Here is a 23,076-nt window from a genome sequence, read left to right as displayed (position 1 = left end):
AAATGTTCAACCGTAGCTACGCGCACACCATCTTTAGACAGATTAGTTGACAGCGTAGTGTCAGAAACATTATGCGCATGAGCCTGAATCTCTACTACAGGATCCAGATCTACACGACGGAAGACAATACCTGTATTAACAGGCGCTGGTTTCAGCGTCAGATATACCTTCTGACCTGTGTGCAAACCGATGCCTGTTGCTTTAATGCTGTTCTTTAGAGTTCTCTGCTTTATCATGCTACCTGCCAAAAAAATAAAAGTGGGCCACACTAGCGCGCGATAGTAACAAAGAAATGCCCTTATAGAAAGGCCTGCTACTTTAATCCGCTTGTTTTCTTAGGAAAGTTGGGATATCTAGATAAGCCCCTTCCCCCTCTGTTCCTGTTTGCTGAAGTACTTCATCCTGAATTTGTGCAGGACCATCCAACGCTTCATTCTTCTTTCTGCGCAACACAGTAGGAAGATCAATTTGTTCCAGATCCAGACTTCCATCAATTTTCTTCACAGAGTCTGTCACAGGGCGTACCGTTTCCTGCGGTTTATCCAGGCCTGTTGCCACTACAGTAACTTTGATCTCATCTGACATTTCCGGCTCAATAACCGTTCCCACCACAATAGTCGCATTCTCAGAGGCATATTCCTCAACCTGATTACCGACCTCAGTGAACTCACCAAGGCTCAGATCCATACCCGCCGTGATGTTAACCAGAATACCGCTGGCACCTCTTAGGTCAACGTTATCCAACAATGGGCTCTTAATTGCTTTTTCTGCAGCTTCAGCGGCTCTGTTTTCACCTTTCGCATGTCCAGTGCCCATCATTGCCATCCCCATTTCAGACATGACAGTTCGCACATCTGCAAAGTCGACGTTGATCATACCCGGACGGGTAATAAGGTCAGAAATCCCCTGAACAGCACCTTTTAATACATCGTTGGCAGACTGAAATGCGTTCAGCAAACTACAGTTACGTCCCAGTACCTGCATAAGCTTTTCGTTAGGGATAATAATCAGGGAATCAACACACTCGCGCAGCTCTTTAATACCTTCGAGCGCGATGCTCATCCGCTTTCGACCTTCAAAAGGAAACGGTTTGGTCACAACAGCGACGGTCAAAATCCCCATTTCCTTAGCCACTTCAGCAACGATGGGGGCAGCTCCCGTACCTGTACCACCACCCATACCCGCGGTAATGAAAACCATATCTGTTCCGGAAAGCATCTCTGAGATACGTTCCCTATCTTCCATCGCAGCCTGACGACCTACTTCCGGATTTGCACCCGCACCAAGCCCTTTTGTCAGCGTATTACCTAACTGGATAACTGTTTGAGATGACATTGATGAAAGCGCCTGAGCATCTGTATTCGCACAAACAAACTCAACCCCTTCCAGATCACCACATTCCATGTGTTTTACAGCGTTTCCGCCACCACCACCAACACCGATCACCTTGATCACAGCGTTCTGCGGTACACTATCTAACATTTCAAACATTGTTAGCTCCTTTAGTGCCCTGCCAAGCACTATCCACTAATTTCAGCATCAGGCTGATTAACCCCAATTATTCTTACCAGGATTCAGAAATTACTCTGAAACCATGCTTTCATTCTTTCTAACACACTTACCTGGGGGCGATTAACGACCTCATTCACCCCCACCGTTGTTTCCTCTGCCGCAACGACATGATCATGTCGTGCATACTGCAATAACCCGATCCCTGTCGCGTATATAGGGCTATCCAGAATATCTTCCATTCCCCGCGCGCCATGAGGTGTCGCTAAGCGCACCGGCATATGGAAGATCTCTTCAGCTAGTTCAACTGCGCCTTCCATCTTTGAAGTGCCGCCGGTCAGAACAACACCAGCTGCGACCAGATCCTCAAAACCACTACGCCTTAGTTCCGCCTGAATCAGCGTAAACAGCTCTTCATAACGTGGCTCGACGACCTCTGCCAGAGACTGTCTCGAAAGATCTCTCGCAGGACGGTCACCTACTCCGGGGACCTTAACTGTCTCACCCGCTGAAGCCAGCTGCGCCAAAGCACAAGCATATTTAACTTTTATATCTTCAGCATGTTGCGTCGGTGTGCGCAGTGCCATAGCAATATCATTTGTCACCTGATCCCCGGCGATAGGAATAACCGCTGTGTGTCGAATTGAACCACCGGTGAAGATCGAAATATCTGACGTACCGCCACCAATATCGACCATGCATACACCCAGCTCTTTCTCATCTTCAGTCAGAACTGAATAACTGGATGCCAACTGTTCAAGCACTAAATTATCAACTTCAAGGCCACAGCGGCGCACACATTTTTCGATGTTCTGGGCCGCATTGACCGAACCCGTTACCAAGTGCACTTTGGCTTCAAGGCGCACACCCGACATGCCTAGCGGTTCTTTGATCCCTTCGGAACCATCTATCTCATATTCCTGCGGTAAAACATGGAGAATTTTCTGATCCGCAGGAATAGGCACGGCCTTGGCTGCATCAATCACTCGCTCCAAATCATACTCCGTTACCTCTCTATCGCGGACAGCCACTATGCCATGAGAGTTCATACTATTGATGTGACTTCCTGCGATACCTACAGTAACCGAGTGGATCTTGCAGCCTGCCATCAACTCAGCTTCCTCGACAGCACGCTGAATCGAGCTGACCGTGGACTCAATGTTAACGACAACCCCTTTTTTCAAGCCTCGTGAAGCGTGGGAACCGATACCAATAATATCGATGGTGCCATCAATACCGACTTCACCCACAAGGCACAGGACCTTGGAGGTTCCGATATCCAGCGCAACAATCATATTGTTTTCCATCGAGGCACTCATTTCTTATCCTGCATCTTCTGATTCCGGCTTTTCGCGCCATTTAACCGCCACACCATGGGTATAACGTATGTCAATTTGTTCTATCTCTTCTGATCGTTCAGAAAGGGTCAACCGGTATAGATCCAGAAACCTTTCTAAGCGTTCATTGACCGCTTCGCGACCAATGACCAACTTTATTTTGTTATCCAGTTCTAACGTCCAGGCACCTCGCGCCTCTAAATCCAAACTGACAACACTCAATCCAACCGGTCTGAACATCTGATTCAGATCGTGGAACTGAGACATAACCCTTTCCGTATCCGGCGCCGGCCCACTCAGCCGGGGCAATGCTCGATACTCTTCTTTCAGCTCGGGCCAGAAAATATCTCCCTGATGATTAAGCAACCCCCTTTCACCCCATCTGGCTACAGGGACTTCCTCTTCCACCTGAACAACTAGCGTCTCTGGCCACTTCCTTTTTATTGCCGATACTCTGACCCAGGGGTGTTCACTTACCAACTGCTGAATATCTTCCAGCCTGGCGCTTAACAAACTTTCCTCAAGCCTCTCGCCGATGCTGATCGCCAGTTGATTGCGATCCAGATGTCTCGCCTTCCCCTCAACAACAATCTGAGAAATCGGCTTATCCAGCATCTGCCAAACTTGTTGGCCCAATCCCCAGAGCACTACAAAGAAAATCAACAGTGTTGAAAACGTCCAAAAAGGCTTCCACCAGATTTCCTGCTCTTTCTCCGCCGGCTCATCAGACACATTGCGTTCAGGGAATTCCCGGCTAGCCCCTCGGGGAATTTCTTCCTCTTCGGGCTCATCGTTCTGCTTGTTACCCCAGCGTAAAAAACTCATATCACCCAGCCGTTCTGAGTATCTCTACAACAAGTTCTTCAAAACTTATCCCGGCTTCTTTAGCAGCCATCGGCACAAGACTGTGGTCTGTCATGCCTGGCGCAGTATTAACTTCCAGCAATTGGAAGTTACCGCACTCATCGCGCATCGCATCTACTCGTCCCCATCCCCTGCAACCAACGGCAGAAAATGCTTTCTCAGCCAACCGTTTTAACTCATCTGTCTGCTCACTAGTCAGATCAAGGTCGAAACGATACTGGGTGTCATTTGCTACATACTTAGCGTCGAAATCATAGAAAGCATGATCAGTTATTAACTGAATTGGAGGTAACGCCTGACCGTCAAGAATGGCCACCGTATACTCGCCACCACTCATCCAGCTTTCTGCAATAACGGTACGATCGTATTCAGCCGCAGTACCCAAAGCAGCTTCCAATTCTTTCTGTGAGGAAACTTTACTCATGCCGATACTCGATCCTTCATGAGCCGGCTTCACTATCATCGGCCACTTCAGCCGTTCAGCGACCTCCGCCAGATCCTGGCCTTGCTCAATCACAGCAAACGGGGGGGTCGGAATATTATGACCCAGCCATATCAATTTGGTGCGCAGCTTATCCATGCCAATAGCGGAAGCAGCCACACCACTGCCAGTGTAAGGCTTACCCAGCATATCCAGAGCCCCCTGCAAGGTACCATCCTCACCAACAGGGCCATGTAAAATCAGAAATGCTCGATCAAAATTTTCACGCTGTAACTGTACTAACGGCTGCTCTGTTCCGTCTTCACCATACAAATCAATTCCAAAAGCATCGACACCCGCTCGGGACAATGCCCCCAAAACAGCAGCTCCACTTTTCAAAGACACCGAACGCTCTGAAGAATTGCCACCATAGATAACAGCAACACGACCCAGTTCAGATCGGAGTGTCTGATCTATCTGATATGTCATTCACTCTTCTCCTCTGCTACCAGAGAGAGCTGCTTAAGCTGATGTGCCAAGGCAGTGATATCACCCGCCCCCTGAGTCAACAACAGATCACCGGGCTGAAGAATATCCTTAAGCACATCGGCAACACTATCTTTGTCACTGACAAAAACAGGATCCAGGCGTCCACGCTGGCGAATACTGCGGCATAAACTACGGCTATCTGCTCCCGCTACAGGCTCTTCACCTGCGGCATAAACCTCCAGAAGAAGTAACACATCAACTTCTGAAAGCACCTCAACAAAGTCTTCATACAGATCGCGTGTACGGCTATACCTATGCGGCTGATAGATCATAACCAAACGCTTCTCAGGCCAACCCTCCCGAATTGCTTTCACGACCGCATTGACCTCTCGAGGGTGGTGACCATAATCATCAACCAACATCGCCGTACCATCAGTCACAGACACGTCACCCAGAACCTGGAAGCGACGCCCGACGCCTTCAAATTTCTCCAGCGCACTACAAATCGCTTCATCGGAGATGCCTTCGTCGGAAGCCACCGCGATAGTCGCCAAAGCGTTGAGCATATTGTGGTGGCCTGGCATATTCAGTGAAACATCAAGATCAGCAAAACCTTCCGGCCTTTTCACCGTGAAGCGAGTGCACATACCTTCCTGACGAATATTCTCAGCACGGTAATCTGCATCTTCAGAAACACCATAAGTCAGAACGGGACGACTAATTTCAGGTAAAATTTCGCAAACAACCGGGTCATCCACACACATAACCGCGAGCCCGTAAAACGGTAAGTTATGCAGGAATTCGACAAAGGTTTTCTTCAAACGCGAGAAGTCGTTTTCATAGGTTTCCATATGATCGGCATCGATATTCGTTACGATTGCCACCATAGGTTGCAAATGCAGGAATGAAGCGTCACTTTCATCAGCTTCTGCGACAAGGTATCGACTGGTACCCATCTTGGCATTGGTACCCGCGCTATTAAGACGCCCGCCGATAACAAAGGTAGGATCTAACTCACCTTCAGCAAAGATTGAGGCCAACAGGCTTGTCGTGGTCGTTTTACCATGGGTACCTGCTACTGCGATTCCGTGACGATAACGCATCAACTCAGCCAGCATTTCAGCACGACGTACAATCGGGATACGCTTCTCACGAGCTGCCTTTACTTCCGGATTTTCTTCATTAACCGCGGTTGAAACGACAACAACATCCACATCGACGATATTCGATTCTTCATGCCCGATATAAATAGACATACCCAACTTTTTAAGGCGCTGTGTTGTCGCTGAATCTTTAATATCTGAGCCTGAAATTGCATAACCCTGATTCAACAGCACTTCAGCAATACCACACATACCTACACCGCCAATACCGATAAAGTGAATACGGCTGATACGGCGCATCTCAGGAATCTCAAATCGGGTTAAAGCTCTTTGCTGTTTCATTATTTCATCGCCTCAAGACAAATATTGGCTACCGTATCACTGGCTTCGGGCTTACCTAATGAACGCGCTTTATTCGCCATAGTGATCAGCGTTTCTCGCTGATTCAGTTTTTCTGTTAATAATTCTTTCAATAGATCACGGTCTAATTCTGACTGCTGAATAAGAACAGCCGCATCATGATCCGCCAAATAACGACCATTTGCGGTTTGGTGATCATCCACTGCGAACGGAAAAGGAACCAATACCGAAGCTACACCAGCAATACTTAGCTCACTGACGGTAAGCGCTCCCGCTCGACAAAGTACAATATCAGCCCATTCATAGGCTTCATCCATTGCCTCAATAAACGGCACAACTCGACATCCCTCTACGCCAAGCTCCTGATAGCGCTTTTCGGTTTCCTGGATATTACGTTTGCCTGTCTGATGCCAAACTTCAGGGCGATCTTCTTCTGGAATATCTGCCAGCACTTCGGGCAACAAGTCGTTGATCGCTTTAGCCCCAAGACTTCCACCCACTGCGAGCAAGCGAATAGGTCCTGTACGTTCTGAAAAGCGGGATTCAGGATCATCTACCCCTAGAATCGCTCCTCGGACCGGATTCCCCACCGAGCGAGCCTGAACAGTCCCTTTGAATGCCCCCTCAAAGGCTTCCAGCACATACTTAGCCATCCTGGATGACAGTTTGTTCGTCATACCAGCAACGGCATTTTGTTCATGAACAACCAAGGGTACCCGCAATAGCCATGCAGCCAAACCGCCAGGGCCTGATGCAAAGCCCCCCATCCCCAGAACGACATCAGGCTTTACCTGACGCAAAACTTTTAATGCCTGCACAAGAGCAAGAAGCAATTTAAAGGGTGCTAGCAATAAACTAAGCTTCCCTTTTCCACGCAACCCTTTGATATCAATTGCATGAAAACGGATATCCGTTTTTGGAATCAGCTCTGACTCCATAGAATTGCTGGAACCCAACCACTCTACATGAACGCCTTGCTCCTGCATCTTTTCTGCAGTCGCCAACGCCGGGAAGATATGCCCGCCAGTACCACCAGCCATAACCAAAGCCACTTTATCCTGGCGATTCATGCCTGCTGCTCCTGAGACTTCACCTTACTCTTTTCCTCTTTTTCCTCGAAACGAGGGTTATCTATGCCAGCTTTAAGTTCATAGTCCACGCGCAAAATCACAGCCAGCATGGCACAACTGACCAATAAACTACTGCCTCCGTAGCTAACCAACGGCAACGTCAGCCCCTTGGTCGGCAAGGCGCCTACATTTACGCCGATATTAATCAATGCTTGCCCGGCAAAAATGATCCCAAATCCATAACAAACATATGCCTTAAAAAAAGCTTTAGCTTTCTCAGCGCGGCGACCTATTCTGAAGATGTTCAACACCAGCATCGCGAACAGAACAATGACGACCCCTGCCCCTAAAAAGCCCAACTCCTCTGCGAGCACTGAGAAGACGAAGTCAGTATGCGCTTCAGGCAAGTAAAACAACTTCTGCACACTGTTACCCAGCCCGGTACCAAACCACTCACCTCGGCCAAATGCGATTTGCGCCTGGGACAACTGATAACCAGTACCAAATGGATCCGACCACGGATCCAGGAAACTCTGGATACGAGCAACTCGATATGGCTGCAAACCCACTACCGCGACCAAAAGCCCCACAACGCCACTGATAACCATAATGAACTGAGAAAAGCGCATACCTCCGAGGAAGATCATCCCCATAACCGTACCCATCAGCACGACCAGAGCACCAAAGTCTGGTTCCAGGTATAACAACACACAAAATAAACCCAGCGGTAAAGTCGGCTTAGCAATGCCCTTCCAGCTATTTCTAACCTCATCTAAACGCCGTACCAGATAACCTCCCATATACATAACCATGCAGAACTTCGCGACTTCTGAAGCCTGTAAGTTGAGAGGACCCAGAGGTAACCAGCGATGACTACCATTCACTCCTTTGCCCACGCCCGGAATTAAAACCAAAATCAGTAGAAAACCCGCGCCAAGCATCCACCAATGTCCGGTTTTCTCCCAGAATTTCAAAGGGATATTCCAAACTACTGCTGCACCAATACAAGCAATGACAATAAAGGCGGCCTGGCGAAACACGTAAAAATAAGGCGTTCCATTATTCTTTAATGCTACATCCAGTGATGCGGAGCTGATCATAATAAAACCGATCAGTACCAGCGCAGATGCACTACATAAAACCCAGGGGTCAAACGGTAAAACATTCTGTTGGGCAAGGTTCTTCGGCCCACTATCTGTCTCTGCCGTTTTTAAAAACGGCAGTTTTTCAGATAGGGAATTCCAAACCGCTGCTACCATCAAAGGGTCTCCACTGCCTGAACGAAAGCATCACCACGCTGAGGGAAACCTGCAAACATATCAAAACTCGCGCAGGCAGGAGAAAGCAGGACGATATCTCCAGATTTGGCTAACTGTGAAGCGATAACAACGGCTTCATCCATAGTTGCAGCTGGCCTGCTGTTAATATCCCCACATTGTGAAGCAAGTCGTTCACCATCAACACCGATATAAACCAAGGCTCTGCCATAGTTTCTTAGTGGCTCAGCCAGCTCAACAAATTCAGCCCCTTTACCGTCACCTCCAGCGATCAGTACAATGCCATTCTCTTCTGAAAGCGTACCGCCCAAACCATTTAATGCCGCGACAGTCGCCCCAACATTAGTGCCTTTGGAATCATTGAAATAGGTTACCCCCTGATGCTCAGCAACCCATTCACAGCGGTGACGAAGCCCGGTAAAACCTCTAAGGGCATTTAGCATGGCATCCATCGGTAAACCTGCCGCCTGACCTAATGCCAAAGCCGCCAGCGCATTGGCCAGATTATGGCGGCCACGCATTTTTAGCTCAGAGGCTGCAATCAGTTTATCTAACCCTAGCGCGAGCCATACGTCGCCTTGATCTTCGATTAATCCAAACAGTTTCAGATCTGGTTTACCCAGATGAAAAGCGGTTTGCTTAACACCTTGCGGTAACAAGGGGGCTGTTAACGAGTCATCGCGATTGACCACTACATTCTTAGCCCCACGGAAAATACGATGTTTAGCCTTGTAGTAATCCTGCATGGAATCATAACGATCCATGTGATCAGGGCTGATATTCAGCACTGTCGCCACTTCGGCCCGCAGGTCATTAGTAGTCTCAAGCTGGAAGCTCGAAAGCTCAATGACATACAGGTCCTTTTCGGGTTGTTCCAGCATCTCCAATACCGGAGTACCAATATTTCCGCATACGCCCACATTGATCCCAGCCGCTTCAGCCATCTCTCCGACCAGTGTCGTCACAGTGCTTTTAGCATTAGAACCGGTAATCGCAATAACAGGCGCAGAGATCTCTCTGCAAAACAGATCAATATCGCCACTCAGTTTGGCTCCAGCCGCTACAGCTGCTTGTATAGCCGGATGGCTCTTAGCCACACCAGGGCTTAGGATAATTTCGGTTGCACGGCTTAAAAAATCCGCATCGAATTCCCCACAAAGAAGATCAACGTCGGGCATCTCTTCTCTTAATTCATCCGAACCAGGAGGATTTTCGCGGCTATCAAGCACTGCAAATGAAGCACCCTTCTTCGCTAAGAATCGCGCACACGCCAGACCAGTCTTACCAAGACCGACAACTATCGTGAATTGATCAGTGGCGATTAAACCCATTATCTACTTTTCCTTAACGAATCTTCAGTGACGCAAAACCGATCAGCACCAGTACTACGGTGATTATCCAGAAACGAACAATTACCCGAGGCTCTGGCCAGCCTTTTAACTCAAAGTGGTGGTGCAGTGGCGCCATTCTGAAAATACGGCGTCCAGTCAACTTGAATGAAGCAACCTGCAAGATGACTGAAACCGTTTCAGCAACAAAAACGCCGCCCATGATGAAAAGCACAAGCTCCTGACGAACGATGACAGCAATAACACCTAGCGCCGCACCAAGAGACAACGCCCCCACATCCCCCATAAAGACCTGCGCAGGGTATGTGTTAAACCATAAAAAGCCCAAACCCGCCCCGACAATAGCGCCACAAAATATGATCAACTCACCAGAACCGGGCACATAGGGGATCAACAGGTATTCGGAGAAATTAAAGTTACCAGACAGATAAGCAAACACGCCCAATGCACCGCCAACCATTACCGTCGGCAAAATGGCTAAGCCATCCAGGCCATCGGTCAGGTTAACCGCATTCGAGCTTCCCACAATCACAAAGTAGGTGAAGACAATGAAAAAGATTCCTAACTCTATAGAGACATCTTTCAGGAAAGGAATTAGCAATGAGGTTTCAGCCGGTGTATCAGCAATGGCATAGAGCACAATCGCTGCCCCCAAACCACCCACAGACTGCCATAGATATTTCCATTTAGCCGGCAACCCACGTGGATTCTTCTCTACCACCTTGCGATAGTCATCAACCCATCCAACGGCACCAAAAATAAGCGTAACGCCCAGAGTAACCCAGACATAAGGGTTACTCAGATCGCTCCATAGCAAAGTACTGATCGCGATAGCAACCAGTATTAATGCGCCACCCATTGTTGGCGTACCCGCTTTACTCAGGTGAGACTGTGGACCGTCATCACGGACCGCTTGCCCAATCTGATTACTACGCAGCTTATTAATCACATATGGCCCCACCAGGAGGGAGATCATTAGGGCGGTCAAAACCCCTAGGATCCCTCGTAGTGTGAGGTACTGAAATACTGCAAATCCGCTGTAATACTCGGATAAAAATTCTGCCAGCAGTGGTAGCATTGCCTTCTATTCCCCTTCCGTCAGGCCTTTAACGACCCGATCCATTGCTGCGCTTCGGGACCCTTTGATCAGGATGTTCACACCCTGCTCAGCGATATCCGCCAATGCCGCGATTAACTCTTCATGTGATTTAAAATGCTGTCCCTGCTTGCCTGCAGCCGCATCATATGCAGCTACAGAGTGCCGGGACAGCGCACCAATCGCCCAAAAACGATCAGTCCCCTTCTGCGCTGCCCGACAACCTACCTTTTCATGCTGTTCAGCGGCATCCGCCCCTAACTCAGCCATATCTCCTAACACCAACACCGATTCGCCCGGCAAACTAACCAGCAGATCCATCGCTGCATTCACCGATCCGGGGTTGGCGTTATAACTATCATCGATAACCAAAGCGCCCCGTGCTGATTTCAACGGGCGCATCCTGCCGGATACCGCCGAAAACGAACCCAGACCTGATGCAATGTCTTTTAAAGACATACCTTGCGCACTGACAGCAGAAGCAGCGGCTAAAGCATTGGCAACATTGTGCTGGCCCATCACTTGTAGCTGCACGTCAATCTGCTCATCATTTCGATGCAGCACAAACGCAAAACAACCGTTATCTGACGGAGCAAGATCGGACGCCCAAAGATCCGCTTCTAAGTCACCTCGCGCTGAAAAAGTCAGGCGCGGTAAACCTTCTGTATGTGATAACCACCAATCGGCATGGGGATCATCCAGGTTGATGATCGCATGCCCACCCGTTTCCGATAGTCTGGAAAAAATTTCTGCCTTAGACTCAACCACTCCCTGCAATGAGCCGAACCCCTCAAGGTGTGCACCCATCGCATTGTTTAGGATCGCCACATCAGGGCAAGAAATATCAGTGGTGTAGGCAATTTCTCCACGGGCACTGGCCCCCTGTTCAATAACAGCAATTTCATGCTGGTCTTTAAGGCTGAACAGAGTCAGCGGTACACCAATATCGTTATTCAGATTACCTTTTGTCGCCAAGACCTCAGCATTCTGAGACAAAATCGCATGCAGCATCTCTTTGACAGTGGTTTTTCCACTACTACCAGTGACGGCATAAACCGGCCCTTCAAATCGTTGCCGGTTAGCTTTTGCAATATCCGCCAACGCAATTCGGGTATCGTCGACAACCCACGCAGCCTTTCGGGACACGGAGTCTGACCTGGATACAACCGCTGCGACAGCTCCTTTAGAGAAAGCCTGCTCAACATAGTCATGGCCGTCAAAGTTAGGGCCAACCAACGCGACAAAAAGATCACCCTTAGTTATCGAGCGGGTATCCGTACTTACACCGCTAAACTCAACATCCTGAGTAACAAGACCACCAAACTGGTCCTTTAACTGATTCAGGTACCATTGGCCGATCATGCCGCTACCCCTAACAATCGCATACTTACTTCCAAATCACTGAACGGGTAACGTTTCGTGCCCACTTCCTGATAATCCTCGTGCCCTTTTCCGGCAATTAACACAACATCTTCCGGTGAAGCCTGCATAATCGCGAGTCTAATCGCAGCAGCTCTGTCAGCTTCAATCGCTGGCTCATGCTGGCAAATACCCTGCTCAATCATCTCAATAATACGCTCAGGTGACTCTGTTCTTGGGTTATCGCTGGTAACTACCAAGTGATCCGCCAACTGATCGGCAATTCGTCCCATCAGCTCACGCTTCCCCGCATCTCGGTCACCGCCACAACCAAACACACACCATAAAGTGCCGGTGGTATGCGCCCTGACAGCGCTCAAAGCTTTCTCTAGTGCATCAGGCGTATGAGCATAATCGATAATCACCAACGGCTTATCTGCAGCGACAACAGCCTGCATTCGCCCCGGAACTGAATCTAACTGAGACAGGCTCTCCATCACCTGTGCTTTACTAAAGCCCTGCTCACTTAATAAAGCTGCGACCAGCAGCAAGTTATCAAGATTAAATTCACCTATGATTTTGCTGGCAAACGCAAAATTACCTGCCGGCGTTTTCAGTTCCGCCTCAATGCCATGCAAAGCTAAACGATAAGCCGCAAAATGATATTGCCCAAACAGCCGACCGACCGAGACCTTACGCGCTTCGATTGATTCATCACGCAAGAGTTTACGACCAAAACTGTCATCGCCATTTATCAGGGCTGCTTTTAAGTTAAACTCTTTAAATAATCGTGCCTTAGCCTCTCCATAGGCCTCCATGGAACCATGGTAATCGAGATGATCACGGCTCAAATTGGTAAAGAGTCCATAATCAAAATCAACTGCGGCAACCCGACCTTGCTCAAGCGCATGGCTGGATACTTCCATAACGACCGCTTCAGCACCTGCGGCTTTCAATTCAGCAAACAGTTTTTGTAACCCAATCGCATCAGGAGTCGTGTGAGTCGCCTTTTCAAGCAAACCTGGGAAACCATTTCCGACCGTTCCCACAATGGCAGTTTTTACCCCAATGTTATTCATCGCCTGAGCTACAAAATGTGCACATGAGGTTTTACCATTGGTTCCGGTAATACCGACCACTGTCATCGCTCTACTGGGTTGCTCATAAAACCTTGCGGCAACCGGACCAATCTCTGAAACCAAATCTGAGATTCCAATGACCGGCACATCCACATTGGGGCAATCTGACAGTTCCGATGAATCAATGAGTACAGCTACCGCACCATCGGCTACTGCACCTTCAATAAAATCAACGCCACGATGCTTTAATCCAGAACGCGCCACAAAGAGAGTTCCAGGTACGACGGTTCGACTGTCTTGCGAGATAGCAGACACAGCAATACCCGAATGGGTAGGCTCTGCCCACTCAGGTAATAACTCTGCTAATGTCTTGCTTATCTTCAGCATCTATCAGTCTCTTATCTAGCGTTTTGCAATTTGCTTGTCTGCCTCAGGCAGATTATCTGGTGGTATATTCATCAGGCGTAATGCACCACCCACCGCTCGGGAGAAAACTGGCGCAGCAACTTCACCACCGTAATACTCTTGCCCTTTGGGGTTATCGATCATGACGACAGTTACTAACCTCGGATTGCTTACAGGCGCGATACCTGCAAACGTAGAGATGTACTGATCATCCAGATAGCCCGCATTCCCTACTTTGTGTACGGTCCCGGTTTTACCCGCAACGCGATAACCTGGAACAGCAGCCCTACGCCCTGTTCCTTTCACACTAATAACCGTTTCCATCATCTCGCGAACATCAACCGCGACTTGTGCGGGCATGACCCGAACGGCTTTACCCGGCTCATCCTGCTTTATCAAACTGACCGGATTAACTACCCCATCATTCGCCAACGCCAGATAAGATTGAGCCAACTGCAATGGCGTCACTGACAAACCATAGCCGTAGGAAAGCGTTGCCCTTTCCACTTTCTGACGCTCATTCAAATACGGCAAATAACCTGTACTCTCACCTGGGAAACCAATACCTGTCGCCTGCCCCAAACCCAAATTGTGGTACAGGTTACGCACCGAACCTTCAGGTAAGCTGAACGAAAGCTTGGTCACCCCCACATTACTGGACTTAGTAATAATGGTGGAAACATCAATTTCCCCATAATTACGGTGATCACGGATCGTCTTACGCTTAACACGCATATACCCAGGGGACGTATCAACCATTGTCTCCGGTGTGTATTTTCCACTCATTAGCGCCGCCGCAACCGTCATCGGTTTAACCGTAGACCCCGGCTCAAATGTATCCGTTAACGCCCGGTTTCGTAGCGCAGTGGAAATACGCTGACGCGGATCATTCGGGTTATAGGATGGTTGATTCACCATCGCCAATACTTCACCGGTCGCAGCATCCAGCATCACCAGAGAACCGCCATCAGCCTTGTGGGATTGCACAGCAGCTTTCAGCTCTCGATACGCCAGGTACTGCAGGCGTAAATCTATACTCAACTGAATGTCATTGCCGTGTTGAGCAGGCTGAACTTCACGAATATGCTTTATTGTCCGCCCTAACCGGTCTTTCATGACCAGCTGCTTACCCGCTTCAGACTTCAGCCAGTCCTCGTAAGAAAGTTCCAGCCCTTCCTGGCCTTTTCCATCCAGATTGGTAAAACCAACTAAATGCGTTGTCACCTCAGCCGCTGGGTAGTAACGTTTGTATTCACGGTCCACATGAATACCTGGTACCCGCAAAGCCCTGACCTTCTCAGCCAGCTCTGGCGTTACCTGACGTTGCAAATACATAAATCGACGCGAACGATTTTCCGCCAGTTTCGCTGTCAGCTGTTTTTTGTTCGTTTTCAGTAAAACAGCCAGTTTACTTAGACTGTCGTGCTGTAAATCAGTCAGCTTAGGGTCAGCCCAAATTGTTGCCACGGGAGCGCTCACAGCAAGCGGCTCACCGTTGCGATCGGTAATAATTCCACGATGAGCAGGCACCTGAATTGTTCTTAGGGTTCGCGCATCGCCCTGCGTTTGCAGAAACTCCTGCTCTTCAATGTACAGAAACAGCATTCGGGCAGTGATCCCACCCGCAACAAGCAATAGCAGAATAAGCACCAACCACAGGCGCCACCCTCTTGCTACTGCTGCATCACTACTGTTTGCGCTCATTTCTAATAACCTCAATCTGGTCAACTTCAGGCACTTTCATGCCAAGCTTCGACGTTGATTGCTGCTCAACCCTGTTATTTGCCGCCCAGGCACTCTGTTCGAGTAACAACTGGCCCCACTCAACCTGTAATTCGTCCCTTTCCTGGACCAGCTCCTGATATTGGTTAAACAGTTGTCGGTACTCAAATGCGCTCATAATGACAGCTAGCGCAGATACCAATATCAAGACAACCAATACAAAAACGATCAAAAAACCTCTTAGTAACTCTTCAAGGCTGCGAAACTTAGCTGAATTCTCAGCTGGCCCACTTGCCAAAGCCTGCATGGCCTTCTGCCTGAGTTTGGGGCTCATCAAGCAACCTTTTCAGCAACTCGCATTACTGCGCTTCGCGCTCTGACATTATCTTTCGTTTCACCGGCGCTGGCTTTTTTTGCCTTGCCCACATTTTTCATTCGAATCTTCAGCATGTCATTGGTAAAAGGTATGCCCGGTGGAAGATGCTCATCACCCTTAACGTGCTGACGAATAAAACGCTTAACAATTCGATCTTCAAGCGAATGGAAGCTAATCACGACCAAACGCCCGCCAACCTTCAACATATCCAGCGCCTGATCCAAACACTTTTCTAAATCTTCCAGCTCTTTATTGATATGGATGCGAATACCCTGAAAAGCACGCGTTGCTGGATTTTTCCCTTTTTCCCAGGCGGGATTAGCTTCAGCAATAATTTTCGCTAGCTGTGCTGTTGTAGTAATTGGCGTCTCAGCTCGGTAATTCACAATTGCCTTAGCCATACGACGTGAGAACTTTTCCTCACCGTAGGTATAAATCACATCTGCGATCTCAGACTCTTCCGCCCTTGCAATCCACTCCGCCGCGCTTTCACCCGACGAGGTATCCATACGCATATCAAGCGGGCCATCATTCAGAAAGCTAAAACCACGCGAAGCATCATCCAGCTGAGGTGACGACACACCCAGGTCCAATAGGACACCATCAACTTTCCCATCCATCCCTCGCTCTGTAACAAACTGCTGTAATTGAGCAAAACTTCCATGGGCGATAGAGAACCGCTCTTCGTCCTTGAAACGCTCATGCGCATGAGCGATAGCCGTTGGGTCTTTATCAATCCCCATCAAACGTCCGTTTTCATCCAGACCTTGCAAAACCAACGACGAATGACCACCACGACCAAAGGTGCCATCAACATAAAAGCCAGACTTGTCCTGGACGAGCGCATCGACCGCCTCATCTAACAGTACAGTTATGTGTTTAAATTCCTGGCTCATCTGTCCCACGTCTCTCAATCAAAGTGATAGATTCTGAAGTTCTTCCGGCATATCCATGCCTCCCTCAACTTCCTGAAGGTACTCTTCTCGGGTCGACAACCATCTGGATTCACTCCAGATCTCAAATTTCTGCCCTTGCCCAAGAAGTACAATTTTTTTGTCTAATTCCGCATATTCACGCAGAGGCGCAGGCAGCAACAATCGCCCATTGCCATCCATATCCAGATCTGTTGCATGACCGATCAACAAACGCTGTATTCTTCGTGCTTGTGGATTAAAACTGGGTAAGCTTTCAATTTTGGCCTGAATCTCTTCCCACTCTTCCAGCGGATAAAGCAAAAGGCACCGTTCTTCAGTGTCAATCGTCGCTACGAGCTGACCATCACAGCACTCCGCGATTTTCTCGCGGTAGCGTGCCGGAATCGCCATGCGTCCCTTAGCATCCAGATTGATTTGATTGACACCCCTGAACATTTTTTACCCTTTCACACCACTTAAATTACAGAATTACCCACTTTTACCCACTTTATCCCACTAGAGCACACTATAGAAACTAACCCCAACTAAAGCAAGGCAGAAGCCCCGCTAAAACAGGCTTTAGAACAAAGAAATATTAAGCAGATAAATACTGAAAAGAGGCTTAAAACAGGCCTTCCAGAAAGACACCTTAAAAAACAAGGAATTAGAACAAACCACAGAACACGCTCAGATAAAGCGCGAGTAAAGCAACGTGAAAACAAAGAATAATGAGGAGTTTGCCGGTAAGCCGGGTTCTGTCGTGGACAGTCATTCATCTAGGACCTGCATCGCTACAGGCCTCAAGCAACCTACCCGGTTCCAGCGCGGGTCACGCCTATAGGAACCCTATTTGGTCTTGCTCCGAGTGGGGTTTACCATGCCGTGGAATGTTGCCACCCACGCGGTGCGCTCTTACCGCACCATTTCAACCTTACCGGCATCCCGATCCGAAAATCGAGATACGTAGGCGGTATATTTTCTGCTGCACTTTCCGTCGACTCGCGCCGCCCAGACGTTATCTGGCACTCTACCCTTTGGAGCCCGGACTTTCCTCCACCCCCGAAAGGGCAGCGACTGCCTGGCAAACTCCTCGGCGCGCATTCTAGCAAAAGCAATTTCAGTTAGCGATCTAAAGCTGCCTGATAAAGCACCTTTTTCTTCAGGCCAGTGATTTTAGCCGCCAATGACGCCGCCTGACTCGCCGGCAATTCCGATAGCAGCACTTCCAGAACCTGCTTTGCATTAGCATCCAGCTCTTTTGGACCGTTTTGCTCCACCCCGTGGACCAAAACAACAAACTCCCCTCGTTGCTGATTCGAATCCGCTTCCATCCAGGCAATAAGATCTGCGAGCCCATCTGAACGGATCGTCTCATAGGTTTTGGTAATCTCACGAGCAATAGCCACCTGCCTATCAGCACCAAAGACCTCCTGCATATCTTTCAGTGAAGCAAGAATTCGATGCGGGGACTCATAAAACACCAACGTTCTCGTTTCATCACTCAACGACTTAAGCTGCTGCTTTCGTGCTGCGGATTTATGCGGCAAGAATCCCTCAAAGACAAACCTGTCAGTAGGCAGCCCTGCCGCTGAAAGCGCTGCAATAAACGCAACACAACCCGGCACGGGAACGACTCTGTAACCCTGCTCCCGAACCCCCTTCACGACAACGTATCCGGGGTCTGAAATCAACGGCGTACCAGCATCGGAAATCAGCGCAACACTGGCACCTGACGCCAACTGGTGTACAATCGTGTCAATTCGCTGGCGTTCGTTATGCTCATGGACGGAAACAAGGCGGGTATCGATCCCAAAATGCGCCATCAAACGGGCACTATGACGTGTGTCCTCCGCAGCAATAAGCTCAACCTGCTGCAATACCTCTACCGCGCGAGGAGTCATATCCAACAAATTTCCGATAGGTGTTGCCACGACGTACAGTGCAGGTTCTAACATTATCGATACCATTTAAAATTCTGGGTTGAGAAGTATATGAAATTTCAGTGGCGCCTGTCTCTTTCAGCTATCGTAATCAGTGCAATTATTACGGGCTGTTCTGTTCCCACATCGGTAACCCAACCTCCACAAACAACTGCTGAGCGTAACCAGTCGCAAGTAGACGAACTACTCACAGAAGCAGACAAATCGAAACCCATAAAAGCCGCACAACTCAAAGCGCAAGCAGCCCAATTGCTACTGCAAATGGGCAAGCAAAGTGATGCCGCATTTGTTCTGGAGCAGATTGATGTCTCACTGCTGCCACCGACTATGCGCTTTGATATTGCCAAGCTACAAGCCGAAGCATCAATATCACAAAGCAGACCGGAAAAAGCACTGGATCAACTCGATCGCTTCGCCTCCAGCAATCAAACCCAGCTCCTCACTGAACAGGAAGCCTCATTACTTCGATTACGCGCCGAAGCATTCCGCCTTCAGAATGAAATAATATCTGAAATTAATGCCTTAATCAGACTCAGCACTCTCCTTGAAACAGAAGCCGCCAAACAACAACTTCATGACGAGATCTGGCAGAAACTGCTAACACTTGACCCTGAAACCGTGAGCAACCGCTTAAGAGCTGGAACTAACACATACTTTGAACAAGGCTGGTTAGAACTAATAAATGAGTTAAGCAGCAACAAACAGCTGGATTCACAACACCAGGCTATCAGCAACTGGGCTCAACTCTGGGAAGCTCACCCAGCAAGATCTATTTTGCCTACCCCATTAAAAGGCCTTAGCCAAGAAACACTGAGCGTCAACAAAATCGCAGTCCTCTTGCCCTTTGAAGGAAAACTAGCAAAACCAGCCCAGGCAATTAAGGAAGGCATAATGATGGCCCACTTCCGCAGTCAGGCCCCTGGCCGCACCACACCGGAGCTACTGTTCCTCGATTCAGGCAAAATCAACACGCCAGTGCAACTAGCCGCGATCCTTAAAGAACTGAATGCCGACCTGGTAATAGGCCCCTTAACAAAAGAATATGTAGCTTCACTAGCAACAGACAGCCACATATCCACACCCATTCTTGCGCTTAACTACACCGACGCAGCCAGCCGCGAAGGGCTTTACCAGTTCGGGCTATCAGCAGAAGACGAGGCCGAGCAGATTGCGCAAAAATTAATAAAAGACGGCGCATCAAAAGCCGCCGTCTTAACACCCGCGAGTAACTGGGGCAAAAAAATAGCAGACGCCTTCTCCGAGCACTATAGTGCTATGGGCGGAAAAGTTGTCACACGCGATACATTCGGCGAAACAAGCGAATTCTCCAGCGACATTTCTCGATTTTTATCCACAGACGCCAGCAAAGAGCGCTATAAGAAAGTTCGCCAACTTGTCTACACCCGTAAAATCGAATTCGAAGAGCACCGTCGTCAGGATATCGATGCAATTGTGCTAACCGCACTTCCAAACGATGCTCGCCAAATCCTCCCGATTCTGGCATTCAATTTCGCTGGCGATTTACCCGTTTACGCGACATCACATTTACATTCAGGTAGCGCTGATCCTATCCAGGACCAGGATCTGAACAAAGTGCAATTCCTGGACACTCCCTGGAGCCTGAAGCCACCTTCTCAGGATAAGATCCTGATATCACAACAACGTGCAAACACCACTTCTCGCTTCGGTCGACTCTATGCACTGGGCTTAGATGCCTACCGCATCCACCCCTACCTACAACAACTAGGTTCTTTGCCAAACGCCGAGATTCAAGGGGAAACAGGAACCCTAAGCATCGACCAAACCGGCAAGGTAACACGCACCCTATTATGGGCTACCTATAAAGAAGGCATACCTCAAATTACGGAATAACACTTATCATGGATCGACGAAAACGCGGCAAGGACGCCGAGCAACACGCCCTGGTCTACTTGAGCAAACAAAAGTTGCGACTCATAGAGCAAAACTTCAACTGCCGCTTTGGCGAGATAGATTTAATCATGCAGGACGGTGAAAGCATCGTCTTTATTGAGGTTAGATTGCGCACTCATGCGGAGTTTGGCGGAGCTGCTGCCTCCGTAACAACCACAAAACAACGAAAGATAATCAAGACTGCACAGCTATATCTAAGCAAACGCCCAAGATTGCAGAACAAAAATTGTAGATTTGATGTCATCGCATATGAATATGATGCAGCACCAACGCATCCGCTATGGTATAAAGATGCCTTCAGAATATAAGGTCAAAAAGTAAGGACAGCATGGAACTAGAAGACCGCATTGTCAGCCAGTTTCACAACTCAATGGAGATTAACGCTATCACCATTGAACAGTACACCCCATTAATTGCTCACGCTGGCGAACTTTTGCTTCATTGTCTTGTCAGTGAAGGCAAGATCCTTTGCTGTGCAAATGGCGCTTCATCTTCTTTGGGGCAACACTTTACATCCTTGCTGATGAATCGCTTCAGTCATGAACGACCAGGACTACCCGCCATCAATCTTAACTCTGATGGCTCAACGCTCAGTGGAATATGCGAAGACAGCAGTTTTATGGAAGCCCAGGCCAAGCAGATACATGCATTAGGCCAACCAGGGGATATCCTACTGCTAATTACTCCACACGGGCGCTCGAGCAGTCTGGTCCAAGCCATTCAGGCTGCCCATGATCGTGACATGACAATTATTGTACTTAACGGCTCTGACGGCGGCGATATCACCGCCCTCTTAAGCCCGGAAGAGATCGAGATCTGTGTACCCAGCGATGACCACGCTTTAGTACACCACGCACAACTATTAGTAATACATGCACTTTGTGACTTAATTGACTATCAACTTTTTGGAAGCGAGTAATGATGATCAACACCAAAACAATTGCTCTTATTGCGGGATTAGGATTATCAGTTCTTATCAGCGGCTGTTCTGATCTGGTTAGCGCTGGTCGTGAAGCACCTATTCAGGAAGACCCTGGCCACCGCACAGTTGGCTCATATATCGATGATGAAGTAATCGAAACCCTATCCCTTGTAAACATCAACCAGGGTTCAGAGCTAATGAAAGCCTCCAACATTAGCGTTACCAGCTACAACGGTATCGTTTTGCTAACAGGCCAGGCTCCTAGCGATGCAGCACTTCAAGAAGCAGAGCAAATCGTTAGCCAGGTACGTAAAGTACGCAAGATTCATAACGAAATTAAAATTTCGGGTGTATCTTCCGCCATGTCGCGTACTAATGACACCTGGATTACAACAAAGGTTAAAAGTGAGCTTCTGCTGAATGAAACCATTGATGGTGCTCGCATTAAAGTAGTGACAGATGGCGGCACGGTTTACCTAATGGGATTAGTTAGCGCACAAGAAGCCGACACAGCGATCAATATCGTAAGAAATATCACTGGCGTTCTGAAAATCGTTAAGGTATTCGAATACGTTGATCGCTAAACTACGTGGCACAACACAAATAAAAAAGCCGCCCTAAGGGCGGCTTTTTTATTTAACAACTTTTAAGGAAGGCCTTTTAGGCTTATCGCCCTTAGGCTCAACCTTCTCTGCCGACTCCGCAACCTCCTCGACAGCAACCTCTTCCTGCAAGTAAAGTTCAGCGCCCGGCTCGCCACCAAAACCCATTCCCTGGCCATTTTCCCGGGCATAAATCGCCATAACAGCACACATTGGCACATAGACATCCATAGGCTGACCGGAAAATCTCGCGTTGAACGACACAGCCTCATCATCCATGTAGAAGTTTCGCACGGCTGATGGATTAATATTCAGAACAATCTGCCCTTCGTCCACAAACTGAAGAGGCACAGTAACATTATCCTCTTCTGCATTAACCATAAGGTGCGGCGTCAGATCATTATCTAACAACCAATCATACAACGCTTTCAAAATATAAGGGCGACTAGGTTTCATAACTACCACCAAGAACCTACAGAAACAAAAAAGGGATGATAAATCATCCCTTTTCAAAAAATAAGCTTACAGCTTAATCTCGCATTTCCCTTTCAGCTTCTGACAAGCTGATCTGGAAAGATTCGCGTTCAAACAAACGCTCCATGTACTTAACCAACGGCTTACACTGCTCTTCTGGAATATCAATACCCAGCAATGGCAGACGCCACAGAAGCGGAGCCAGACAGCAATCAACCAAAGTAAATTCTTCACTCATGAAGAATGGCTTATCTGCAAAAATTGGCGAAATAGATACCAGACTATCACGAAGCTCTTTACGAACCTCTTCAGCAGTATCTTCATCATCAGCCATAGACGCTTCAATGATTTTATCAGCCAGATCACACCAGTCACGCTGGATGCGATACATGTAAAGACGGCTTTCAGCACGCGCTACCGGATAAACAGGCAACAACGGCGGATGCGGAAAACGCTCATCTAGGTACTCCATCATC

Annotated in this window: 23 protein-coding genes and 1 other RNA gene; 4 read left to right on the top strand and 20 right to left on the bottom strand. The window is 48.5% G+C overall.

Going from position 1 to position 23,076, the window contains the following annotated elements; genetic code table 11:
- From MED92_RS07115 to rsmI, 18 genes are all read right to left on the bottom strand, one after another.
- On the bottom strand, positions 1-236 hold a 236-nt coding region (locus MED92_RS07115; RefSeq protein ID WP_007020845.1), incomplete at its 3' end, for a UDP-3-O-acyl-N-acetylglucosamine deacetylase.
- Between the two features lie 82 nt (positions 237-318).
- A complete protein-coding gene (ftsZ, locus tag MED92_RS07110) occupies positions 319-1,491 on the bottom strand; it encodes a cell division protein FtsZ (protein ID WP_007020844.1) in 1,173 nt (390 codons plus the stop codon).
- 83 nt (positions 1,492-1,574) lie between these two features.
- Positions 1,575-2,828: a cell division protein FtsA gene (gene ftsA, locus MED92_RS07105; RefSeq protein WP_040661638.1), complete on the bottom strand. Its 1,254-nt coding sequence runs from the start codon at positions 2,826-2,828 to the stop codon at positions 1,575-1,577.
- A gap of 3 nt (positions 2,829-2,831) precedes the next feature.
- Entirely contained in the window at positions 2,832-3,671 is an 840-nt protein-coding gene (locus MED92_RS07100; protein ID WP_007020842.1) for a cell division protein FtsQ/DivIB, read from the bottom strand.
- Position 3,672: 1 nt separating this feature from the next.
- The gene (locus MED92_RS07095; RefSeq protein WP_007020841.1) at positions 3,673-4,620 is read right to left on the bottom strand and encodes a D-alanine--D-alanine ligase; all 948 of its coding nucleotides are present in this window, start codon (positions 4,618-4,620) and stop codon (positions 3,673-3,675) included.
- The gene (murC, locus tag MED92_RS07090) at positions 4,617-6,065 is read right to left on the bottom strand and encodes a UDP-N-acetylmuramate--L-alanine ligase (RefSeq protein WP_007020840.1); all 1,449 of its coding nucleotides are present in this window, start codon (positions 6,063-6,065) and stop codon (positions 4,617-4,619) included. The genes MED92_RS07095 and murC overlap by 4 nt, the downstream gene beginning before the upstream one ends.
- Positions 6,065-7,153, bottom strand: a complete 1,089-nt coding sequence (gene murG, locus MED92_RS07085) for an undecaprenyldiphospho-muramoylpentapeptide beta-N-acetylglucosaminyltransferase (protein ID WP_007020839.1) — start codon at positions 7,151-7,153, stop codon at positions 6,065-6,067. The genes murC and murG overlap by 1 nt, the downstream gene beginning before the upstream one ends.
- Entirely contained in the window at positions 7,150-8,412 is a 1,263-nt protein-coding gene (ftsW, locus tag MED92_RS07080; protein ID WP_007020838.1) for a putative lipid II flippase FtsW, read from the bottom strand. The genes murG and ftsW overlap by 4 nt, the downstream gene beginning before the upstream one ends.
- Positions 8,412-9,761 carry a UDP-N-acetylmuramoyl-L-alanine--D-glutamate ligase gene (gene murD, locus MED92_RS07075; RefSeq protein WP_007020837.1) on the bottom strand — a complete coding sequence of 450 codons (1,350 nt, stop codon included), beginning with the start codon at positions 9,759-9,761 and terminating at the stop codon, positions 8,412-8,414. Before murD ends, ftsW begins: the two co-directional genes overlap by 1 nt.
- A 13-nt stretch (positions 9,762-9,774) precedes the next feature.
- Positions 9,775-10,857 carry a phospho-N-acetylmuramoyl-pentapeptide-transferase gene (mraY, locus tag MED92_RS07070; RefSeq protein ID WP_007020836.1) on the bottom strand — a complete coding sequence of 361 codons (1,083 nt, stop codon included), beginning with the start codon at positions 10,855-10,857 and terminating at the stop codon, positions 9,775-9,777.
- Between the two features lie 6 nt (positions 10,858-10,863).
- Positions 10,864-12,237 carry a UDP-N-acetylmuramoyl-tripeptide--D-alanyl-D-alanine ligase gene (locus MED92_RS07065; protein WP_007020835.1) on the bottom strand — a complete coding sequence of 458 codons (1,374 nt, stop codon included), beginning with the start codon at positions 12,235-12,237 and terminating at the stop codon, positions 10,864-10,866.
- Entirely contained in the window at positions 12,234-13,700 is a 1,467-nt protein-coding gene (locus MED92_RS07060) for a UDP-N-acetylmuramoyl-L-alanyl-D-glutamate--2,6-diaminopimelate ligase (RefSeq protein WP_007020834.1), read from the bottom strand. Before MED92_RS07060 ends, MED92_RS07065 begins: the two co-directional genes overlap by 4 nt.
- 15 nt (positions 13,701-13,715) lie before the next feature.
- Positions 13,716-15,422, bottom strand: a complete 1,707-nt coding sequence (locus MED92_RS07055; RefSeq protein ID WP_007020833.1) for a peptidoglycan D,D-transpeptidase FtsI family protein — start codon at positions 15,420-15,422, stop codon at positions 13,716-13,718.
- A complete protein-coding gene (gene ftsL, locus MED92_RS07050; RefSeq protein WP_007020832.1) occupies positions 15,406-15,774 on the bottom strand; it encodes a cell division protein FtsL in 369 nt (122 codons plus the stop codon). Before ftsL ends, MED92_RS07055 begins: the two co-directional genes overlap by 17 nt.
- Positions 15,774-16,712 (bottom strand): 16S rRNA (cytosine(1402)-N(4))-methyltransferase RsmH, encoded by a 939-nt coding sequence (gene rsmH, locus MED92_RS07045; protein ID WP_007020831.1) that lies wholly within the window; start codon positions 16,710-16,712, stop codon positions 15,774-15,776. The genes ftsL and rsmH overlap by 1 nt, the downstream gene beginning before the upstream one ends.
- An 18-nt stretch (positions 16,713-16,730) precedes the next feature.
- The gene (gene mraZ / locus MED92_RS07040; RefSeq protein WP_007020830.1) at positions 16,731-17,186 is read right to left on the bottom strand and encodes a division/cell wall cluster transcriptional repressor MraZ; all 456 of its coding nucleotides are present in this window, start codon (positions 17,184-17,186) and stop codon (positions 16,731-16,733) included.
- Positions 17,187-17,458: 272 nt separating this feature from the next.
- Positions 17,459-17,820: RNase P RNA component class A (gene rnpB, locus MED92_RS18535), an RNA gene on the bottom strand.
- Positions 17,821-17,851: 31 nt separating this feature from the next.
- Positions 17,852-18,685, bottom strand: coding sequence for a 16S rRNA (cytidine(1402)-2'-O)-methyltransferase (gene rsmI, locus MED92_RS07035; RefSeq protein ID WP_007020829.1), 834 nt, complete (start codon positions 18,683-18,685; stop codon positions 17,852-17,854).
- A 36-nt stretch (positions 18,686-18,721) separates the two neighbouring features.
- Here rsmI and MED92_RS07030 point away from each other — a divergent pair, with 36 nt between their 5' ends.
- The 4 genes from MED92_RS07030 to MED92_RS07015 are packed head-to-tail and all read left to right on the top strand — an operon-like array spanning position 18,722 to position 22,108.
- Positions 18,722-20,542, top strand: a complete 1,821-nt coding sequence (locus MED92_RS07030) for a penicillin-binding protein activator (protein ID WP_007020828.1) — start codon at positions 18,722-18,724, stop codon at positions 20,540-20,542.
- A gap of 8 nt (positions 20,543-20,550) precedes the next feature.
- Positions 20,551-20,910 carry a YraN family protein gene (locus MED92_RS07025; RefSeq protein ID WP_007020827.1) on the top strand — a complete coding sequence of 120 codons (360 nt, stop codon included), beginning with the start codon at positions 20,551-20,553 and terminating at the stop codon, positions 20,908-20,910.
- Between the two features lie 20 nt (positions 20,911-20,930).
- Complete coding sequence (locus tag MED92_RS07020) at positions 20,931-21,521, top strand: SIS domain-containing protein (protein ID WP_007020826.1); 591 nt, start codon at positions 20,931-20,933, stop codon at positions 21,519-21,521.
- Entirely contained in the window at positions 21,521-22,108 is a 588-nt protein-coding gene (locus MED92_RS07015; protein ID WP_007020825.1) for a BON domain-containing protein, read from the top strand. Before MED92_RS07020 ends, MED92_RS07015 begins: the two co-directional genes overlap by 1 nt.
- A gap of 48 nt (positions 22,109-22,156) precedes the next feature.
- Here MED92_RS07015 and MED92_RS07010 read toward each other — a convergent pair whose 3' ends face one another.
- The gene (locus MED92_RS07010) at positions 22,157-22,582 is read right to left on the bottom strand and encodes a ClpXP protease specificity-enhancing factor (protein ID WP_007020824.1); all 426 of its coding nucleotides are present in this window, start codon (positions 22,580-22,582) and stop codon (positions 22,157-22,159) included.
- A 73-nt stretch (positions 22,583-22,655) separates the two neighbouring features.
- The coding region (locus MED92_RS07005) for a glutathione binding-like protein (protein WP_007020823.1) at positions 22,656-23,076 on the bottom strand (421 nt) is incomplete at its 5' end.

The organism is Neptuniibacter caesariensis (assembly GCF_000153345.1).
In the GTDB taxonomy this organism is placed as follows: Bacteria; Pseudomonadota; Gammaproteobacteria; order Pseudomonadales; family Balneatricaceae; genus Neptuniibacter; species Neptuniibacter caesariensis.
This window is presented reverse-complemented; position numbering and strand designations above follow the sequence as displayed.

Bases quoted from the DNA above. Each gene is read 5' to 3' on its own strand.
- ftsZ (WP_007020844.1), bottom strand. From the start codon at position 1,491: ATGTTTGAAATGTTAGATAGTGTACCGCAGAACGCTGTGATCAAGGTG.
- ftsA (WP_040661638.1), bottom strand. From the start codon at position 2,828: ATGAGTGCCTCGATGGAAAACAATATGATTGTTGCGCTGGATATCGGA.
- MED92_RS07100 (WP_007020842.1), bottom strand. From the start codon at position 3,671: ATGAGTTTTTTACGCTGGGGTAACAAGCAGAACGATGAGCCCGAAGAG.
- MED92_RS07095 (WP_007020841.1), bottom strand. From the start codon at position 4,620: ATGACATATCAGATAGATCAGACACTCCGATCTGAACTGGGTCGTGTT.
- murC (WP_007020840.1), bottom strand. From the start codon at position 6,065: ATGAAACAGCAAAGAGCTTTAACCCGATTTGAGATTCCTGAGATGCGC.
- murG (WP_007020839.1), bottom strand. From the start codon at position 7,153: ATGAATCGCCAGGATAAAGTGGCTTTGGTTATGGCTGGTGGTACTGGC.
- ftsW (WP_007020838.1), bottom strand. From the start codon at position 8,412: ATGGTAGCAGCGGTTTGGAATTCCCTATCTGAAAAACTGCCGTTTTTA.
- murD (WP_007020837.1), bottom strand. From the start codon at position 9,761: ATGGGTTTAATCGCCACTGATCAATTCACGATAGTTGTCGGTCTTGGT.
- mraY (WP_007020836.1), bottom strand. From the start codon at position 10,857: ATGCTACCACTGCTGGCAGAATTTTTATCCGAGTATTACAGCGGATTT.
- MED92_RS07065 (WP_007020835.1), bottom strand. From the start codon at position 12,237: ATGATCGGCCAATGGTACCTGAATCAGTTAAAGGACCAGTTTGGTGGT.
- MED92_RS07060 (WP_007020834.1), bottom strand. From the start codon at position 13,700: ATGCTGAAGATAAGCAAGACATTAGCAGAGTTATTACCTGAGTGGGCA.
- MED92_RS07055 (WP_007020833.1), bottom strand. From the start codon at position 15,422: ATGAGCGCAAACAGTAGTGATGCAGCAGTAGCAAGAGGGTGGCGCCTG.
- ftsL (WP_007020832.1), bottom strand. From the start codon at position 15,774: ATGAGCCCCAAACTCAGGCAGAAGGCCATGCAGGCTTTGGCAAGTGGG.
- rsmH (WP_007020831.1), bottom strand. From the start codon at position 16,712: ATGAGCCAGGAATTTAAACACATAACTGTACTGTTAGATGAGGCGGTC.
- mraZ (WP_007020830.1), bottom strand. From the start codon at position 17,186: ATGTTCAGGGGTGTCAATCAAATCAATCTGGATGCTAAGGGACGCATG.
- rsmI (WP_007020829.1), bottom strand. From the start codon at position 18,685: ATGTTAGAACCTGCACTGTACGTCGTGGCAACACCTATCGGAAATTTG.
- MED92_RS07030 (WP_007020828.1), top strand. From the start codon at position 18,722: ATGAAATTTCAGTGGCGCCTGTCTCTTTCAGCTATCGTAATCAGTGCA.
- MED92_RS07025 (WP_007020827.1), top strand. From the start codon at position 20,551: ATGGATCGACGAAAACGCGGCAAGGACGCCGAGCAACACGCCCTGGTC.
- MED92_RS07020 (WP_007020826.1), top strand. From the start codon at position 20,931: ATGGAACTAGAAGACCGCATTGTCAGCCAGTTTCACAACTCAATGGAG.
- MED92_RS07015 (WP_007020825.1), top strand. From the start codon at position 21,521: ATGATGATCAACACCAAAACAATTGCTCTTATTGCGGGATTAGGATTA.
- MED92_RS07010 (WP_007020824.1), bottom strand. From the start codon at position 22,582: ATGAAACCTAGTCGCCCTTATATTTTGAAAGCGTTGTATGATTGGTTG.